The organism is Petrotoga sp. 9PW.55.5.1, assembly GCF_003265365.1.
Classification (GTDB): domain Bacteria; phylum Thermotogota; class Thermotogae; order Petrotogales; family Petrotogaceae; genus Petrotoga.
Window position 1 is genome coordinate 1 of sequence record NZ_AUPM01000048.1, and the last position, 19,115, is coordinate 19,115.

Here is a 19,115-nt window from a genome sequence, read left to right on the forward strand (position 1 = left end):
CTCTTTTCCTTCCCCTTACCCCCAGCGTTGTATATATTACCATATTTATAGTTTTTTGTCAATACTTTTGTTTTTTATTTAAAAAGGACAGCAAATCTAATTATAATCAGAATAATAAGCTTTTCAATTAATTATCGCTATATTATTTTTACCATAATATTCTATAACATTATTTAAAAACTCGGGATTATATTTTTTTGATAGAACAAATAGTATTCTTCTTTTTATCATTGGTACCTCAACCCATCCATCTGTAAATATTATAATTCCTTCTGGACGAATATTCTCTTCTACGTAATCTATAGCTGGTTGCATATCTGTTGAACCTTTACCTTTTAAAATTAACTCTTTCCAACTTCCTTTATTATAATTCAAAATGTTTTGAACACGATTATCAGCCTCTATTAAAGTAACTTTTCCACCAAGAGTTTTTGCTATACTTTCGATTTCACTGAAAAAAATGTTGAATTCTTCTTCTATAATAGAACCACTGGTGTCTAATATTACTACGATGTTTGGACCCCGTTCAGTCATCCAACCAGGTTGATCTTCGTACCTTCTATTAGGTCTTAAGATTGTTCTATATTTTTCTACTATTATTGAACTTCCAAAAAACCTTCTTAAGAGAGTTTGCCAGTTTAAAAACGGTTTTTTTACTATTATTGAAATAGCCATTTCAATTCCATCTGGAAGATTTGATTTGGCCTTATCATATGCTTTTGTTACAAATTCATTCACAACATCAAAAGCCATTTCTTCTGGTATTTCAGAAGAAAATTCATGTGAATCACCTTGCTTTTCTCTTATTTCAGATATTTCTTCTACGTCAATCATTTTATTCTCTTCTAAGAATTTTATTATATATCGATAATATTCTTCAGCAGTCTTATTTAACTGATCCATGGGTGCTGTAACAAAAAAGAATTCGTTGTCTGGAGCATGACCTTCTGATACCATAACATCTAAAGGTTCAGAAATTGCGTCTAATTCTCTGATATATTGGTTTACAGCTGCATCCATAGCTAAATCCCAGATACCTTTTTCTCTTTTATTCTTAGGCTTTATAAAAATATGCCCGAATATTATATGATAGATTTCATGTTTTAATATACCTTTTGTAATGTTCAATCCCAGATTTTTTAATCTAATTGGGTTATATAATAATCTAAATTTTCCTTGTGGAGTAATCGAAACTTTTACAGTTCGAACAGAATTGGTTGGCACAGAATCAAAATTCATTCTAAGGTATGAAAAAAATAGACTTTCTTTCTCTAACTCTATCCAAGCTTTTTGAAGAATATCTTCCATTTCTAGATCCCTTCTATCCAAGATGAGTCTTCGAGTTTTATAGCAATTTCTTCTAGTAGCTTGTCATAGAAAGCTCTTTTTAAGCCTTTGTTTTTTTCAGCCATTTCATTTAAAAATCTTAATACAGAAAACAAAGCATCTTTAGGTACCAGATTGCTAATCTTTTTTATATTATCTGCAATGGTTTTTTGGTATCCATCCGATAATATTTCCTGCATATCTTCTTCATTTAATGATTCAAAATAATTATTTATTCTGAGTATTAAACTTACTTTTTCTTCATTGGTTAGCTTTCCAATTCTATCTAAATACTTTGCTTCAAGCAGTAATTCTCTTGGATTTGGTAATTCTACCTTGTTTTCAAGATGAGATAGAAAAGCTCTAGATGCCTCTGAACCAACAATAGAAGCTGCTATAATGTACCCATAATCTTTTATATCATTTTCAGATAAATGAGATAATACATTAGCAAGTTTAAACCAGCTCCTTGGACTAGGCCTTAAATCTAACCTCATTGATACTATGTGGTCTGAAGCTAAATACTCTGGATATTCTTGAATAAAGGAAATTATCTCCTTCTTAACTCTTTTTTCATAAGACCAATTTACCCAATCCTCAACATCAGGAGATAATTCAAGATGAAAGAATCTTGACATAAAAGCAGGATCGGTTATTAAATCAACTTGATCGTATTCTTCATCAGGAGGATTTGCAGCTCCCATAATCCATGCACCATCTGGTAGTATATGATTATGTATCCTTCTATCTATCAAAAGTTGCATTATTGCATTCCTTATTGATCGATGAGCCCTGTTTATTTCATCTATCATTATGATCACATTATCATTTTCTGGCCACCAATCAGGTTTTAGGAAAACCGTTCTCTCGGAATCTCTAGAAGGAAGCCCTATTAAATCTCCGGGTTCCATTTGAGAAATTATTAAAATGATTAGTTCTCTTCCTGTTTCTTGAGCAATTTCTCTGGCTATATCTGTTTTTCCAACCCCAAAATGCCCCCATAATAATGGAATTTCTCCTGCTTCCATTATTTTTTTTGAAATATATTTTATAGATGATGGTTTCATTATTCTTCCCCTTTCTTTATTTATTATCTGCAAATTATTTTCTTATTTTGTAATCTTTATCCGTTTTCATAATAAGAGGAAATGACCCTTGATTTTCAACAATGATTTCTCCTACTCCTATAAAACCTCCATTAGATAAAATTTTAAATGATTTGATAATCTCCCGATCCTTCCCTTCATAAATCCTTTGATCTATTAAAATATTATTACTATTGATAACTCTTAAAAAGATATCATAATCTGGCCAACTTTCGACGCTATATCCTATTAAATAAATTTTATTATTGTCTACATATATATCTTCTACCCTAGATAAAGCTCTGATAGATAAAATTTCAAAAAAATCAACTTCTAAACTATTTAAATTTTCAATCTGTTTGTTTATTTTTAGGATAAATCCTTTCCATTCCCTTTCATTTAATGTGGTAGTGTATCCACTAATATATATATTTCCTTCTGAATCACGAGAAATTGAAGTCGGATTTTCGTTAAAGGACGTATAGCCATATTCATCTTGAAATATCAAGATGCCTTCCCTACTGTATTTTAATATTAATAAATCTTTTTGCCTCTCTGGATTTGAGTTGGAAGTTCCTATAGCTATTATATTATTATTGCTTACTATCATATCTATGATTTCTTCGTCTTTTTCTCTGCCATAAGTGTTTTCCCAAATTTTATTCCCTGTACTACCAATTTCCAATAAGTAAGCCTCTTTTTGATTATTGGTTATTATATATCCACCTATTATCCATCCATTTACAGTATTTTTTATTGAGCTAAAACTACCTTGTTCGTTAATTATATTAGACCATCTCATATCCCCGTTTCTAGATGTGTTTAAAATGTAAGGTTTTCCATTTTTTTGACCAACAAAAGTATATGTATTATTAGCAAAAACAAAATCATTTAAATTTAACTGTCCACTTTCAATAAAAATTTCATTCTTTATATAACCGTCTTGAGAGAATATATAAACGTAATACTGAATCTCTTTCTTTGTTAAAACTGCATACTCATTTTCAGAAATTTTTATTATTTTTTCGAAAGACGTTCCATTTTCATCAATTTTCCTATAAAAAGAATCTCCACTGGCTATAAAAATCTCTTCTTCATTTGAAAGATATTCAATTAAAGTTATTCCTTTGCTATCAAAACTTGTTGATATATATTCTATAGTATCATTAGATCTTAAATCAGAATTACCAATAAAAATGTTAAAAAAGAAAAAGAAAAAACATAAACCAGCAATTGAATAAAAGAGTATTTTATTTATCAGCTTTTTTCACCACTTTTCAAATTATAAAGGTATTTAATTTCCTTTATATTATTCTTTTATTTTTTGTATTTTATATTATAGGAATTCGGGTTTTGCCAATTAAAATTAACCTCAATTTGTACTTTTAATTCTTTTTCTAGCTCATTAATTACTGAGGTTGTTAAATAACCAGACAAATTATGATAGACATTTAATTCCAAATTTTTCACTTTTTCTTTCTTAATTTCCTTAATCAAAGATTGTATTTCTTTTACTAATCTACCATAGATCAAGGAAGGGGCTATGATTTTCCCAGTTCCGTGACACACTGGACATCTCGAAAACACATTAGTATCTAAAGGCTGAGTAGTTCTTTTTCTTATTAATTCTAATAATCCCATGTTTGTAAACCCTAGTACTTTTACACGTGATTTGTCTTTCTTTGATTCTTCTCTTATAACATCGATCACTTCTTTCCTATGAGAAGAATCTTTCATGTCGATAAAATCCACAACAATCATCCCACCAATATTCCGCAACTTTAATTGTCTAACAATCTCTTTGGCAGCTTCAATGTTTGTTATATAAGACGTTTCTTCTACGTTTTTTCCTTCTAAATTACCAGCTGAATCAACATCTATAGCAGTAAGAGCTTCAGTACTATCTATGGTGATAGTTCCACCACCGTTAAGCTCAATTTTTTTATCAAAAATTTCATTTAATTGATCATATATTCGATAAATTTTAAAAATATCTCCTTTTTCAAACTCTATTCTGGGATTTAAATCAAAATCTTTAAGACTCTTTTTTAATTTTTTGAAACTTTTTTTGTCATCAGTAATTACCTTCTTTGTTTGAGAATCAAGTCTTTCTCTCAAAATATAACCTAAAAAATCTGACTCTTGATATACTATATTTGGTGCTTTTAAGTTTCCCATTTTTTCTTTTATTTGATTATACTTCTCTCTCAACTCTTGCAACTCTTTTAAAGCTTCTTGTTCTTCTATACCATAAGAATTTGTTCTGAAGATTAAACTTTCATTTTCATTTAAAATCTTTTTAGCTAAATTCCTTAATCTTTGCCTTTCCTTTTCTTGTGTTATTCGCCTAGAAATCCCTAAATTATCGCTTGAATTAGGTATATAAACTAAATATTTACCGGGAATGCTTACATTCATTGACAATTGCGGGCCTTTCCTAATCCCGCCATCTTTTTTTACTTGAACTAAAATTTTATCTCCCTTTTTGTAATTATTAGGGTCCCCAGAAGCATCTTTGTATCTTAAAAATCCATTCTTACCTAACCCAATATTAACGAAGAAAGCTTCCAAACTGGGAACTTTATTCTCTATTATTCCTACAAATACTTTACCAATATTCCTATCCGTTTCAAAATCCTCGAAAAAAACTTCACTTAATCTTGAATTTTCTAATATAGCTATTCTAATTTCTTCTAAAGCCTTACTAACTAACATGATTTTTTCTTCGTCCATTACTTGATTTCCTACCTTTGTTCTCATTTTGAAAATTTTCTATTATATTTATTCATCGCCTCGTCTATTTTGTTGTCTAAAATATAGTCAATAACTTCAGAGACCTTGTTTAAGACGATATCTAAAATTTGCAGTTCTTGATCTGTAAAAGGAGATAACACATAATTAGCCAAATCCCCAGAACCATGAACATATCCTTCGTTAATTCCAATTCTTATTCTAGGAAATTCCGTACTTTTTAATATGTTTATAATTGATTTCAAACCATTATGACCTCCGTCAGATCCGTTCTTTCTTATTCGAATTTCACCTAAGTTCAACCATATATCATCGTAAATCACTAAAAGATTCTCTTCTATTTTACCAAATTTTTTGAAAATATAAGGCAAAACTTCTCCACTTGCATTCATATAAGTCATGGGTTTTACAAATATATTATTGTTAATTTCATACCCTTCGAAATTTTTTCCGGATATTTTTTTAATATTTTGAGTATCTTTTTTGATTCCTTCATATCTGTCCAAAGCCAAAAAGCCCACGTTATGTCTTGTGAAAACATAACGCGGGCCAGGATTGCCTAAACCTATTACCAGATTTCTCACCTGTTATTCTTCCTTCATGTTTTCTTGTGTTCTTTCTTCTATCACTTCTGGTTCTGCAAGCTCTTCTCTCTCTTCTAGAGCTTCCTCAACTTCCTCAATAGATTTGGGTTCAAGTACACTCACAAGCACTTCTTCTTCTTGGAGTAACACTTCCGCACTTGGTGGAAGAAGATTTTTGATATCAGAAGTCGTTAATGATTCATCGATTTTTAACTCAGAAATATCAATTTTTATTGAATCAACAACCTCAGAAGGTAAGATGTTTACAGGTATTTCATGAACATATATATTCATGTTTCCACCCTGTGTAACTCCAACTGGTTCCCCTTCGTATTCAATAGGAATTCTAAGATGCATCTTTCTTCCTTCTTGCGGAACATAGAAATCAACATGTATAGGACGATCAGAAACTTTGTGCCTTTGTACTGTTCTTACAAAACATGTAACTTTTTTCCCTTCTTGATTTTCTTCTTTAAGGTTCAACTCAATTAAAGTAGTCTCTGATACCTTTTCCAGCATACTTTCCAATTCTTTAAAAGGAATGTTTAAATGTATATTCTCTTTTAAAGCGGGACCATAAACTTCAGCTGGAACTAGCTTCTCACTTCTGTATTTATTTGCCTTAACTTTTGGATCTCTACTTTTCACATCCAATTTAAAAACTGTTGCCATATAATGACCTCCCAAAATATAATCTAAAAATTTGTATTTTATTGAATGAAAGTTATCTAAATAGTATACTTACAGATAAATTCTTTCTTATTCTTACAATTGCTTCACCTAAAAGGGTGGAAGAAGAAAGCAAAACAAATTTGTCAGGCAATTCATTATGATATATTGTATCTGTAACAATTATTTTATCAATATTTGAATTTTGTAAATTAGTTACGGCACCATTAGAAAATATACCGTGTGTGGCTGCAGCTATGATATTTTCAGCGCCTTTTTGACGTAAAACGTCGGCAGCTGCAGAAAGTGAGCCTCCGGTGTCTATAATATCATCAAAGATTATACAGTTTTCACCTTCTACGTCACCTATTACATTGATTACTTGGGCGACATTATCTTTTGGCCTTCTTTTATCAAGAATTGCCAATGAACAACCTATTTTTTCCGCGAATTTTCTGGCCCTTTTTACCCCGCCTACATCAGGAGAAACTACTACTGTATCTTTTGGAGATAATTTCATTTCCTCAATAAAGAACTTGGAGAATATAGGAAAACTCCATAAGTTATCCACGGGTATATCAAAAAAACCCTGTATTTGCTCAGCGTGGAGATCAATTGTTACAACTCTTGTTGCACCTGCTGTAGTTATAAGATTAGCTACTAATTTAGCTGTTATAGGATCCCTACCCCTGGCCTTTCTATCTTGCCTAGCATATCCAAAATAAGGTATTATTACAGATATAGAAGCTGCCGAAGCTCTTCTGAGAGCATCTATCATAATTAGCATTTCCATAAAATTTTTATTTACTGGGGGAGCAATTGATTGAATTATGTAAACATCGAATCCTCTTACAGTTTCATTTATTTTGACATTTACTTCACCATCAGAAAAAGTAGAAACCTCACAATCTCCCAACCTTGTTCCCATGTATTCAACTATTTTTTTTGCTAACGGAATATTTGAGTTACCAGCAAATACCTTAAATTGATTCTCTTTAATGGGCATCCTTATTCTCCCTTCTTAATATTTTGAACCTTTTGAATAGATTTTTCTAATAACCAGCCTTCTTTATTTACTTGATGAGCTCTTCCTAATGCTAGTGAGTTTTCAGGCACGTCCTTAGTAATTACAGAACCAGCACCGATCAATGAATTTTTCCCTATTTTTATTGGCGCTACTAATGATGTGTTGCTACCTATAAATGATTTGTCATCTATATATGTTTTATTCTTTTTTTCCCCATCAAAATTACAAGTTATAGTCCCTGCCCCAATATTTACTTCTTCCCCAACATAAGTATCTCCTAAGTAAGTCAAATGCTGAGCTTTGCTGTTTTTTGAAACGTGCGTTTTTTTTGTTTCTACGAAATTCCCTATTTTTACCCCTTCTTCTATTATAGTACCTTCCCTTAATCGTGAAAAAGGGCCTATTGAAACGTTACTCTTTATTTCACTTAATTCACATTCTGAGCGTATTATCTTTACATCATTTTCAATTACACATTTTTTTATTCTCGTCATCGGACCTATTTCACAATTTTGTCCTATTCTACTATTCCCAAATATATATGTTTGTGGATGTATGATAGTATCGATACCGATCTCTACATCAGGAGATATGTAAGTTGTGTCAGGATCAATTATCGTAACTCCATTCAACATATGATTTGTCAAAATTTCTTTTCTTATTTTCTTTTCTAGATTTGCTAGTTGAACTCTATCATTAACTCCGGCAACTTCAATTTCTCTATCAGTTTTAACTATTTTTACTTTTTTGAAATAACGGAAAACATCTGTAAGATAATATTCGCCTTGAGCATTCTGAGGAGTAATATTCTTTAAAGCTCTTTTTAACTTTTCGCCTTTGTAAATAGCTATCCCCGTATAAACTTCTTTTATTTCTTTTTCTTCCGCCTTTGTATCCTTTTCTTCTACTATTTTTATAAACTCATTCCCCTTTTTAATTATCCTTCCGTATCCAGTGGGATCTTCTAACTCGATAGTTAGAATCGTAGCTTCATTATCATTTTCTTGATGGACTTTTATTAGTGAATCTAAGGTCGATTTTGATAAAAAAGGCACATCACCATAAAGTATAAGAATATCTTCATTATTATCTATAAATTGCTCAGCAGACATAACAGCATGCCCAGTCCCTAACCTTTCTTTCTGCTCAAAAATTTTTATATCATCATCTAAAAGTTTCTTTACTTGTTCAATCCCATTTCCGAGAACTACTCCTATATCTTTTGAAAGTTGTTTTGCAACATCAATGACCCAATTTATCATGGGTTTATCTAATATTTTATGAGCAACTTTTGGCATTTTTGATTTCATTCTTTTTCCTTGTCCTGCAGCAAGTATTAATATTTTAATTTTTACCCCCTCCTTCCTTTGTGAATTTCATATTTATGCTAATTACTTTTGCACTATAACCTTGAAAGACACTTTTTAATAATCTCTTCTGTGCTCATATCTGAGGTGTTCAACTCTTCTAAAACCTTCAAAATTTCATATTTTTGAAAGCCTAAAGATTCTAAGGCTTCTATGGCTTCTTTAGAATTCTTGTTCTTTTTATGGTGAATATTATCGATATTGGAATATTTACTCAGTGATTCCTGCAGCTCAGATACCAATCTTTCAGCGGTTTTTTTCCCAATTCCAGGAAGCTTTTCTAATTCTTCCTTGTCTTGTGAATTAATGAGAGCAATAAACTCTCGAGCATCAATTTTTCTTAAGATTTTTGATGCCATTCTTGGACCAATTTTTGATACTTTTTTTAACATCTCAAATACCTCTCTCTCTATATTGTCTTTAAAAATATAGAGAGAACTACTCCAATCATTTAATTCCAAAAAGGCATAGAAATCGTATTGATCCCCAATTTTAAAATCTTTTAAGATATTAAAAGAAGGATAAGCCTCTAAGGTAAAATCTCCTACCTTTAACAGCACAATTTCACTTTCAACATCTTCTAAAATAGCTTTAATCTTCCTAACCATGTATAATTCTCCTAATTATTAGAAGGTTTTAAATTACCAAATCTTTGTTAAATAGTGATTCCTTGATTTTCCCAACAAGATACAAAGAGCCTGTTACAAAATAAATGTCACTTTTCTCTAACAATAATTTATTAAAACCTTCTATAGGATCTGATATAAACTCCAAGTCTGCTAAGTGTTTTTTGAATTCTTCGAATATCAATTCAGGATGTTTCCCTCTTTCTGTAGGCACAGTTGTGATAATAATTTTATCGAATATAGAAGAAAATATTTTTGCCATATTTATATAATCTTTGTCTTCTAATATGCCAATTAAGGCTATTTTTCTTTGTTCTGGAAAATAAATTCCTACACTGCTTTTCAATTGTTCAGTTGCAGAAAAATTATGTGCTCCATCAAAAACTATCTTTTTCCCGTTAATCTCACTATAATCAAATCTTCCCTCCCAATAAAATTCCTTTAAAGCCTTTCTTGTTGAATCTATTGAAAGATTTACGTTAAATTTTGATTGATAAGCCTCGATAGTTGCCAAAGTTGTTGCAATATTACCCATTTGAAAAGAACCATTTGCTTTAAAAACTAAATCCTTTATTCCAACATTAACGCCATTATAATCCATCGTGTTTTGGTTAATTTCAAATCTATGATTTGAAGAATAATAATCTTTTCCTTCTTCAAATATCTTTTTTACCCCAACTTCCTTAGCTCTTTCTAGTATGACTTTTTTGGGTTTTTCTTCAATATTCCCTAAAACTAAATAATTATCTTTTTTTATTATACCAGCTTTTTCATAAGCTATTTTTTCCAAAGAATCACCCAAAGTTTTGACATGATCTTTTGATATAGATGTGATTACTGCAATATCAGAATCGATAACATTTGTGGCGTCCAATCTCCCGCCTAAACCCACTTCCACTATAGCTATATCAACTTTTTGTTTTTCGAAATATTTTAATGCCATTGCTGTTGTTATTTCAAAAAACGAAGGAGCATAATCTTCTCCTTTAATATCCATTTCTTTTATTTCATGTTCCATTTCTAAAAAAGTTTGAATAAAATCCTCGTCACTTATGTTCTCTCCATTTATTTTAATTCTTTCATTTATAGATACTAGGTGAGGAGAAGTAAAGGTACCTACTTTCATACCTTGATAACGAAAAATATATGACAATGCGTTTGTAACGCTGCCTTTGCCGTTAGTTCCCGTTACATGAATAGTTTTGTAATTTTTCTGAGGATTACCAATTCTTTTTGTAAGCTCCACTATTCTTTCTAAACCCAATTTTACTTTAAAATTAGCAGATCCTCTTTGATAAATATATTCAAGCAATTTATTGAATTCCATTTAACTAATCTCCCTTAAAAGTTCTTCTAATTTTCTGTGCTTTTCTTTATTCTCATCCAAACTTTCTCTAGCTTTTTCAACTACTTCAGGATCAGCCTTTTCAACAAAATTTTTATTAGACAATTTCTTTTGAAACTTTTCTATATCCTTTTCTAATTTTTCTATATTCTTTTTAAGCCTTTCTCTTTCAGTTTGTATATCTATATACTCACCTAGGGGAATATATACTTCATAATTTTCATCTACAAACGCCGTTGCAGAACTTGATGGTTTTTCTTGAGTTTTTTCTATCTTCTCTATAAAAGCTAAATGTTGAATTATATCTTTGTTTTTTTCGATAAAGTTACTTTCATTATTTATTATTTTATAATTCATTTCAACCTTTTTTATCTGTGGAATTTCCATTTCCGCCTTTACATTTCTAACTCCTTTAACTAATTCCATAATTTTTGAAAACTCATATTCATCCTCAAGAAAAATCAAATTTTCATTAGCTTCTGGCCATTTCGCTGTTATTAATAACTTTGAATCCTTTTGTATAGGTAATTTCTGCCATAACTCCTCTGTTATGTAAGGCATAAATGGATGAAGTAAACGTAGGGATTTATCAAAAACCTCTAGGATTACATTTTGAACTATAAGTTTTTCTTCTTCCTCAGAACTTAACCTCTTTTTTGAAGCTTCTATATACCAATCACATAATTCATTCCAAAAATAATCATATAATTTTCGAGCTGCTTGATCAAAATTATAATTATCAATATCCTTGGATACCTCTTTGATTATCGAATTCACTCTTGTTAATATCCATTTATCTTCAATCTGCAATTCTTTTTCTTCTAAATTAACTTTTTTAAAATCATCCATATTTAGTAAAACAAATCTGGTCGCATTCCAGATTTTATTAGCAAATTTCCTATAAGAATCAAAAAATCTTATATCTAATTTAATATCTCTACCTTGAGCAGCCAAAATAGATAAAGTGAATCTTACTGGGTCCGTTCCATATTCACTGATAACTTCCATTGGATCTACACCATTACCTAACGATTTAGACATTTTCCTTCCGAATTTATCCCTTACTAACTGATGTAAATAAACATCTTTAAAAGGTTTTTCTCCCATAAACTTTTCACCCATCATAATCATCCTGGCTACCCAAAAAAAGATAATATCAAATCCAGTTATTAATAAATCAGTTGGATAATACTTTTTTAACTCTTCACTTTCTTCAGGCCAACCAAAAACAGAAAATGGCCAAAGTGAAGATGAGAACCAAGTATCTAAAACATCTTCATCTTGTTTTATATTCGTCGAACCACATTTTTCACACTTCTCAATATCTTCAACTGATACATTTACATATCCACAATCTTGACAATACCATACGGGAATTCTATGTCCCCACCATAATTGCCTTGAGATACACCAATCTCTAATCTCGTGCATCCAGTTTAGATAAACCTTCTCCCATCTTTCGGGATAAAATTTTACATCTTCTTTTTCAACAACCTCGATAGCCTTTTCGGCCAATGGTTTCATTTTTACAAACCATTGATCCAAAAGCAAAGGTTCTACAACTGTATCACACCTATAACAATGTCCAACAGAATGGGTATAATTTTCTTCTTTTTCTAAGAATCCTTGTTCTTGTAAATCTTCAACAATTTTTTGTCTTGCAATATATCGATCCAAACCTTCGTACTTTCCACCGTTTTCATTTATGGTTGCCTTTTCATCTATAACTTGTATTCTGTCTAAGTTATGTCTTTGCCCTATCTGATAATCATTAGGATCATGGGCAGGCGTTATTTTTACCACACCCGTTCCAAAATTAGGATCAACATATGGATCTGCTATAATTTTTAACCTTCTTCCAACAAGAGGTAAAAAAGCAACTTTTCCAACTATTCCTTTATATCTTTCATCAGACGGGTGAACAGCAAGCGCTGTATCTCCCAACATTGTTTCCGGTCTAGTTGTAGCTACTACTACATAATCGTTACTTTCTTCAAGAAAATACTTAATATACCAAAGTTTTCCATCTTCTTCTATATGTTCAACTTCATCATCTGCAAGTACTGTTCCACAAGAAGGGCACCAATTAACTATATACTTTCCTTTGTATATTAAACCTTCGTTGTATAAGGAAACAAATACTTGTCTTACTGCCTTGTTTAAACCCTCATCTAATGTAAATCGTTCTCTACTCCAATCAACAGAAGCTGCTAAAGCTCGAATTTGCCCCCTTATATGGTCTCGATATTTTTTAGCCCATTCCCAAGTTATATTAACAAAATCTTCTCTTGAATAATCTTCTCGCCTTTTGCCCTTTTCACTTAACAAATATTTTTCAACCACATGTTGTGTGGCAATCCCAGCATGGTCTTCTCCAGGAATCCACACAGTTTCCTTCCCTTTCATTCTGTTATATCTAACGGCAATGTCTTGAAGCACTATGTTTAAAGCATGACCTATATGTATTTTTCCCGTAATGTTTGGAGGTGGAATAACAATACTAAACTTCCCATTCCCTTCCTTAGGTTCAAAAGAATGACTGTCTTCCCAAACCTTATACCATTTGTTTTCAAGCTCATGAGGTATGTATCTTTTTCCTATATCCATTAAGGGAACCTCCTAAAATTTTTTAACGATTTTTATATTAATTTATTTTATTGTTCATCTTGCTTATCCTTTTCTATGATATCAGATGGTAACTCTTTTTTTGGTAACTCTTTTTTTGGTAACTCTTTTTTTGTTTCTTTCTTTTTATTTCTTCTAAATAAAGCAATTGGTATGTTGATTTCTCTTCTTCTAAATAACGCGGCTTCCGAAGAAAATATCCCTTTGTATCTAATAGGCTTTTCAATGGCTTTTACCTCTGATAGTATTGTGACTGCAACAATTCTAAGGGTAAATCCTATTATAAAAATCAACTGTATTCCATGATAACTATCTCCTAAAAAGGTAATTTCAATATCTCTGAGATGGTTAGCAAGAAATCCACCAGAAATAGAAGCGATTATAGCCGCTATCCCAGATACTAAAGAATTAGCAGCGATGTAGTTGTCTGAAGGCTCTTTAGATATTTCCAAAAGCAAATTAAAAATAGCTAAGTTAATCGCTGACCAAGCGAAAGCAGCAAAAATAGAATTTAAAAAAAGAATGCTTCTATAATTAGTTGAATTCATTAAAAAATACATCAAAGGGCTAAATGTTGAAATAAAAATTCCGAGGCTTAAAACATTTTTACTCCCAAACTTATCAGCAAGCACCCCATAAAATAAATATAAAATCATAGAAATAACACTTGTTAAAATCGCCATATTTCCAAGAAATTGATAATTAATATTTAGAATAGCTACTTCATAATAAGAAAAATAAGGTCTTGAAAACTCTATTGCAAAGCTCCATACAAAAATAAAAATAAGAAAATCCCTAAAATTTCTCTCTTTAAAAGGTTGGAAAATATTTATATTATTAGATGATTCTCTCACATCTCCCTCGGGAAAATCATGTTTCAATAATAGAAAAGCTGAAAGTATCGAAAAAACTGCCATTAAACTTGTTACCCATAATAATCCGACCTTAAAATTTGGAAATTCCAGAAACATCGAATATAGATACAGCATTATTATACCAGTAAATGAAGAAAAGATATTACGAAAGGCAAAATATTTTCCCCTTTTTTCAAAAGGTACTACTTTTTTTATAAGTACTGTCCACGTGTTCCCCACAAAAGTCCCAAATAAAGAAAATAATAAAATTATTGATAATATTATATATGGGGATTTAACATCAAAAAAAATGAAAATTGGCAAAAGTATAAACAATGATCTTGAAATAAATGCATTTATTATTAAGCTTCTTTTTTTTGAACCTATTATTCTATTTATACGTGAAGAAAAAATCTGGAACATCTGTGCTATAATAGGAAAAGAAGTCATTATTGAAATAAATAAAGGAGAGGCATTAAAATATATTGCGATCGTGGTAAAAATAAAACCTTGTGTGGCTATAAAGAAAGCGTTATATGTTCCCCCTTCTAGAACAGATAAGCTCATTGTTTTTGAGGAGTTTGCCATTATTATTCATTCTCCTTATTTTTGTTTTTTTAAAAGCCTTTTCGAATGTATATTATAATTCTGAAATGAAAAATAAAGTTTACTTTATAATTTAATAATTGTTATTTTTTATTTTTTCAAATTTTCTTCTATTCTTTCCATGTTTGAAAAGAGGTGAGAAAGTGACAGATAAAAAACACCCTTATGTTATTTGGGCAGAAAAAGTTATTAAAGCATATGTTGAAGAGAAAAAAATCATTGATTTTGATAAAACACTTACAAGGGAATTATTTGAGATAAAAAGAGGTTGTTTCGTTAGTCTTCACAAGAAAAATGGCGAATTAAGAGGATGCATCGGGACTATAACCCCTGTTTATGATAACTTGATCGAAGAAATTAGAGAAAATGCCATTGCAGCTGCTACTCAGGATCCAAGATTTCCTCCTGTTACTCCTAAAGAATTAAGCGATTTGGTTATTTCTGTTGATATTTTATCCGAACTAGAAAAAGTCAAAGATGTTGCTGAACTCAATCCTAAAATATTTGGAGTAGTTGTTAAAAGTGGTTATAAAAGGGGAGTGCTTCTTCCTGACATAGAAGGAGTTAAAACTATTGAAGAACAATTGAATATAGCAAAAATGAAGGCTGGTATTTATGAAGATGAACCCTTGGAAATCTTCAAATTTACTGTTAACAGATTTTATTAAATTTTGAAGGTGAAAAAATTGAAAATCAATTCCTTGTTTTACGAGGATTTTAAAGATGACATTTTGAAATGCTCACTGTGCCCGCATAAATGTATATTATATCCAGGGAAAGTGGGAATATGTGGAGTAAGACAAAATATAAAAGGCGAAATGTATTCTTTGAATTATATGGATACTACAAGTATAGCTTTAGATCCCATTGAGAAAAAACCACTTTATCATTTCCATCCAGGTGAAAGTATTTTATCTTTAGGAACATGGGGCTGCAATTTAAAATGTCCTTCCTGTCAAAATTTTGAAATAGCTCATCTTAAACCCGCTTATATGAAAAGGCTAAATACTAATGCTATTCCTGCTCTGATGAAAAATTATAATGTTCAAGGTGTCGCATATACTTATTCAGAACCTATTGTTTGGTATGAATTTGTTTTAGACGCCTCCAGAGAAGTAAAATATGCAGATCCTAATAATTATAATGTTTTAGTCACAAACGGATTTATAAATGAAAAGCCCTTAAAACTTATGCTTCAATATATAGATGCCATGAACATAGATTTGAAAGTGTTCAATGATAAAAAATATAAAACTATCCTAAAAGGTGCTCTTCAACCCGTAAAATATACTATAAAAATAGCTCACGAAGAAGGGGTTCATGTAGAAGTAACTACTCTAATTGTGCCAACTGTTAATGATGATCTAAATGAACTAGAAAGAGAATTTGAATGGTTATCGAGTATATCAAAAGATATTCCTATCCATCTTACTAGATATTACCCTGCTTATAATTTTGATGAACCAGCAACAGATATTAACTTTTTAGAAAAAGTTTATTCTCTTGGCAAAAAGTACCTGAATTATGTTTATCTTGGTAATATTCCATCTTCAAACTATGAAAACACTTATTGCCCTGATTGTGGTGTCCTCCTTATTAAAAGAAATGGATACAATATAAAAATAGAGAATTTAAACGAAAACGGAGAGTGTATAAATTGCGGAAGAAAAATCGTAATAATGTAAGACTATACATTTATTTAATTGCCCTTGGAGTTGGAATTGTTTTACTTTCTTTGTTAATATTTTCTAAACCTACCCCTGTTTATGAAGAAAAAGAATTTCCAGTATTAGGTACTATAGTAAGAGTTAAAGTGGCTGGAGATAAGGTTTCTACTAATGTTCTTCTTAATGTAGCAGAGCGAGAATTATACAGGATACACAACAAATTTAGTCCTAATGTTGAAGGAAGTGTAGTAAAGAAACTAAACGAAGAAAGATCTATTATATTTGATGAAGAAACTTTGTTTTTATTTCAAGCATCCATTAACTATTCAATTATCACTGGAGGTGCTTTTGATCCGACTATTCGCCCACTTCTTGAGTTATGGGGATTCGATGATGTAAACTCAAAGAAAAGAGTTCCTTCACAGGAAGAAATTAATGAAAAATTAAAAATGGTTGATTATAGGTTTATAAATATAGATGAAGATAAAAAAGAAATATCTCTATTAAAAGATGGAGTCAAAGTTGATTTGGGGGGAATAGCTAAAGGATATGCAATTGATTTAGTAATTCAAAAAATAAAAGAGATTGATCCAAATGCAACTGGATTTGTTGATGCAGGAGGAGATATAGGAATAATTGGTCCAAAATTTGGTGAATTAGCTTGGGTTATAGGTATTCGAGATCCATTTTCAAATGATTCTCTTAAGCCTATCGATACGATATATTTAACAAATGGTGCTGTTGTAACATCTGGTGATTATGAGAGATTTTTTATACAAGATGGGAAAAAATATCATCATATCTTGGATCCAGAAGATGGATATCCTGCTGACAATGCATCAAGTGTCACTGTTATAGCGGAAAAGGCTATGATAGCTGATGCTTTTTCAACTGCCCTTTTCGTTTTAGGTTACGATAATCCTGCTTTAGAATATTTCACAAATTTTGGAGTTCAAGCTATGCTAATATCTCCTACTGGTGAAAGCACTGAGACTTCAGGTTTTGATTATTTCCGGGAGAAATTAAAATAATGAAATTAACAAAAAAAGGAGATCTTTTTGTTCTTCTATTAATAGTTTTTGTAATACTAGTTTTTATGGTTTTTATGAATTTTCCCCAAAAAAACAACTTACAAGGTGCAAACGTATTTTTAAAAGGGGAGAACATCTTAACAATCAAAGAAGAAGGAGTTTACAGTATAAGAAATGAAGAGGGAGATTTTTTAATGAATGTAGAATATTTTGATAACAAAATAAGGGTGACTGATTCCACCTGCCCGCTCCACGTTTGCGAAAATACTGGTTGGGTTGATAATCCTAACCAACCCATCATATGTATTCCAAATGAAATTGTGGTAAAACCTGTTGGAACAAGCAAAAATTCAGGGATAGATATATACACATGGTAAAAAAAGTTAAGAGCATTTCGTATATTTCTATTCTAACAGCTTTGGCAACCGGTATTTATTATGTTGAAGCTTTTCTTCCAATGCCTATACCTGTTCCAGGAGCAAGGTGGGGTTTTTCTAATTTCCCTTTAATATTATCAGTAGTAAGTGGAGTTGGCTTAAGAAATACACTATATATTGCTTTATTAAAAACAATACTTGGTTCACTCTTAAGCGGAAGATTTTTATCTCCTATGTTTTGGATGGGATTAGGTGGAGCGATTTCAAGCGCTATTACAATGTTTCTTGCTTTTAAATCAACTGATAAATTTGGAATATTAGGAATAAGTGAGATTGGAGCTTTTTTTAGCAATTTTATTCAATTGATAATTGCAGCTCTTTTGATAGTGAAATCATGGAACATTTTTTGGTATTTCCCTTATATGCTTTTTTTTGGAATTATAACCGCCTTTATAAACGCTACAATTACAAATTATATATTGAGGAGTGTGAAACTTGATAAACTCAAATATTAAAATCATATTAGGTTCGTCTTCTCCTAGAAGACAAGAACTATTAAAACTTATTACAGAAAATTTTTCAGTGAGAAAATCTAATACAAAAGAATCATTTGAATCAAAAGAACCTTCAGAAATAGTTCGAGAAATTTCTCTAAAAAAAGTAAAAGATATCGATATCTATCCTAACGAGCTTCTTATAACAGCCGACACTATTGTTACTTTAAATGGGAAAATATTTGGCAAACCTAAAGATTTTGAAGATGGTTTAAATATGTTAAAAACATTATCAAACAAAACTCATAATGTGTATACCGGAATAACGTTAAGAACAAACGAAAAAATTAAAAATTTTTATGATCTTTCTAAAGTTACTTTCTACCCTTTAGATGATCAAATCATCAAATTCTATTTAGAAAAATATCAACCTTTTGATAAAGCTGGAGGATACGCTATCCAGGATTTTGCAGCGGTTTTTGTTAAAAAAATCGAAGGAGATTACTACAATATTATGGGACTTCCTGTCGCAAAACTTTATTGGGAATTAGAAGAAATGATTCATAATCTTTAAAAAATAAGAGCGTTCATCTATGATATGATACCTCCATATTCCCCTTTTTGAAGGGGAATAGAACTGACTACCCCGTCTGCAGCATAAAACGCTGCATCCACCCCTTC

The 19,115-nt window shown here is 30.8% G+C and carries 18 protein-coding genes; 6 read left to right on the plus strand and 12 right to left on the minus strand.

What is annotated here, in order from left to right; genetic code table 11:
* Window positions 1–123 precede the first annotated feature (123 nt).
* From PW5551_RS07550 to PW5551_RS07605, 12 genes are all read right to left on the minus strand, one after another.
* The gene (locus tag PW5551_RS07550) at window positions 124–1,308 is read right to left on the minus strand and encodes a VWA-like domain-containing protein (RefSeq protein WP_113075185.1); all 1,185 of its coding nucleotides are present in this window, start codon (window positions 1,306–1,308) and stop codon (window positions 124–126) included.
* Between the two features lie 2 nt (window positions 1,309–1,310).
* The gene (locus PW5551_RS07555) at window positions 1,311–2,393 is read right to left on the minus strand and encodes an AAA family ATPase (RefSeq protein ID WP_113075186.1); all 1,083 of its coding nucleotides are present in this window, start codon (window positions 2,391–2,393) and stop codon (window positions 1,311–1,313) included.
* Between the two features lie 34 nt (window positions 2,394–2,427).
* Window positions 2,428–3,213 carry an SBBP repeat-containing protein gene (locus tag PW5551_RS07560; protein WP_113075187.1) on the minus strand — a complete coding sequence of 262 codons (786 nt, stop codon included), beginning with the start codon at window positions 3,211–3,213 and terminating at the stop codon, window positions 2,428–2,430.
* Between the two features lie 515 nt (window positions 3,214–3,728).
* Window positions 3,729–5,171 carry an Rne/Rng family ribonuclease gene (locus PW5551_RS07565; RefSeq protein WP_233488477.1) on the minus strand — a complete coding sequence of 481 codons (1,443 nt, stop codon included), beginning with the start codon at window positions 5,169–5,171 and terminating at the stop codon, window positions 3,729–3,731.
* Window positions 5,168–5,746, minus strand: coding sequence for an aminoacyl-tRNA hydrolase (gene pth / locus PW5551_RS07570; RefSeq protein ID WP_113075188.1), 579 nt, complete (start codon window positions 5,744–5,746; stop codon window positions 5,168–5,170). Before pth ends, PW5551_RS07565 begins: the two co-directional genes overlap by 4 nt.
* A gap of 3 nt (window positions 5,747–5,749) precedes the next feature.
* A complete protein-coding gene (locus PW5551_RS07575; protein WP_113075189.1) occupies window positions 5,750–6,418 on the minus strand; it encodes a 50S ribosomal protein L25 in 669 nt (222 codons plus the stop codon).
* Window positions 6,419–6,470: 52 nt separating this feature from the next.
* On the minus strand, window positions 6,471–7,421 hold the full coding sequence (locus PW5551_RS07580) for a ribose-phosphate pyrophosphokinase (protein ID WP_113075190.1): 951 nt from the start codon (window positions 7,419–7,421) through the stop codon (window positions 6,471–6,473).
* Window positions 7,422–7,423: 2 nt separating this feature from the next.
* Complete coding sequence (gene glmU / locus PW5551_RS07585) at window positions 7,424–8,791, minus strand: bifunctional UDP-N-acetylglucosamine diphosphorylase/glucosamine-1-phosphate N-acetyltransferase GlmU (RefSeq protein ID WP_113075191.1); 1,368 nt, start codon at window positions 8,789–8,791, stop codon at window positions 7,424–7,426.
* Between the two features lie 53 nt (window positions 8,792–8,844).
* Window positions 8,845–9,417 carry a Holliday junction branch migration protein RuvA gene (gene ruvA, locus PW5551_RS07590; protein ID WP_113075192.1) on the minus strand — a complete coding sequence of 191 codons (573 nt, stop codon included), beginning with the start codon at window positions 9,415–9,417 and terminating at the stop codon, window positions 8,845–8,847.
* 28 nt (window positions 9,418–9,445) lie between these two features.
* Window positions 9,446–10,762: a folylpolyglutamate synthase/dihydrofolate synthase family protein gene (locus tag PW5551_RS07595; RefSeq protein ID WP_113075193.1), complete on the minus strand. Its 1,317-nt coding sequence runs from the start codon at window positions 10,760–10,762 to the stop codon at window positions 9,446–9,448.
* On the minus strand, window positions 10,763–13,387 hold the full coding sequence (locus PW5551_RS07600; RefSeq protein ID WP_113075194.1) for a valine--tRNA ligase: 2,625 nt from the start codon (window positions 13,385–13,387) through the stop codon (window positions 10,763–10,765). It lies immediately after the preceding gene.
* A gap of 47 nt (window positions 13,388–13,434) precedes the next feature.
* Window positions 13,435–14,847 (minus strand): MFS transporter, encoded by a 1,413-nt coding sequence (locus PW5551_RS07605; RefSeq protein ID WP_113075195.1) that lies wholly within the window; start codon window positions 14,845–14,847, stop codon window positions 13,435–13,437.
* Window positions 14,848–15,008: 161 nt separating this feature from the next.
* Here PW5551_RS07605 and amrA point away from each other — a divergent pair, with 161 nt between their 5' ends.
* From amrA to PW5551_RS07635, 6 genes are read left to right on the plus strand one after another with little or no spacing between them, the layout of a single operon-like run.
* A complete protein-coding gene (gene amrA / locus PW5551_RS07610) occupies window positions 15,009–15,533 on the plus strand; it encodes an AmmeMemoRadiSam system protein A (RefSeq protein ID WP_113075196.1) in 525 nt (174 codons plus the stop codon).
* Between the two features lie 9 nt (window positions 15,534–15,542).
* Window positions 15,543–16,550: an AmmeMemoRadiSam system radical SAM enzyme gene (amrS, locus tag PW5551_RS07615; protein WP_233488479.1), complete on the plus strand. Its 1,008-nt coding sequence runs from the start codon at window positions 15,543–15,545 to the stop codon at window positions 16,548–16,550.
* Window positions 16,523–17,563 (plus strand): FAD:protein FMN transferase, encoded by a 1,041-nt coding sequence (locus tag PW5551_RS07620; protein ID WP_113075198.1) that lies wholly within the window; start codon window positions 16,523–16,525, stop codon window positions 17,561–17,563. The genes amrS and PW5551_RS07620 overlap by 28 nt, the downstream gene beginning before the upstream one ends.
* Complete coding sequence (locus tag PW5551_RS07625) at window positions 17,563–17,940, plus strand: NusG domain II-containing protein (RefSeq protein WP_113075199.1); 378 nt, start codon at window positions 17,563–17,565, stop codon at window positions 17,938–17,940. Before PW5551_RS07620 ends, PW5551_RS07625 begins: the two co-directional genes overlap by 1 nt.
* The gene (locus PW5551_RS07630; RefSeq protein ID WP_113075200.1) at window positions 17,934–18,455 is read left to right on the plus strand and encodes a Gx transporter family protein; all 522 of its coding nucleotides are present in this window, start codon (window positions 17,934–17,936) and stop codon (window positions 18,453–18,455) included. The genes PW5551_RS07625 and PW5551_RS07630 overlap by 7 nt, the downstream gene beginning before the upstream one ends.
* Window positions 18,436–19,008: a nucleoside triphosphate pyrophosphatase gene (locus PW5551_RS07635; RefSeq protein WP_113075201.1), complete on the plus strand. Its 573-nt coding sequence runs from the start codon at window positions 18,436–18,438 to the stop codon at window positions 19,006–19,008. The genes PW5551_RS07630 and PW5551_RS07635 overlap by 20 nt, the downstream gene beginning before the upstream one ends.
* Window positions 19,009–19,115 lie beyond the last annotated feature (107 nt).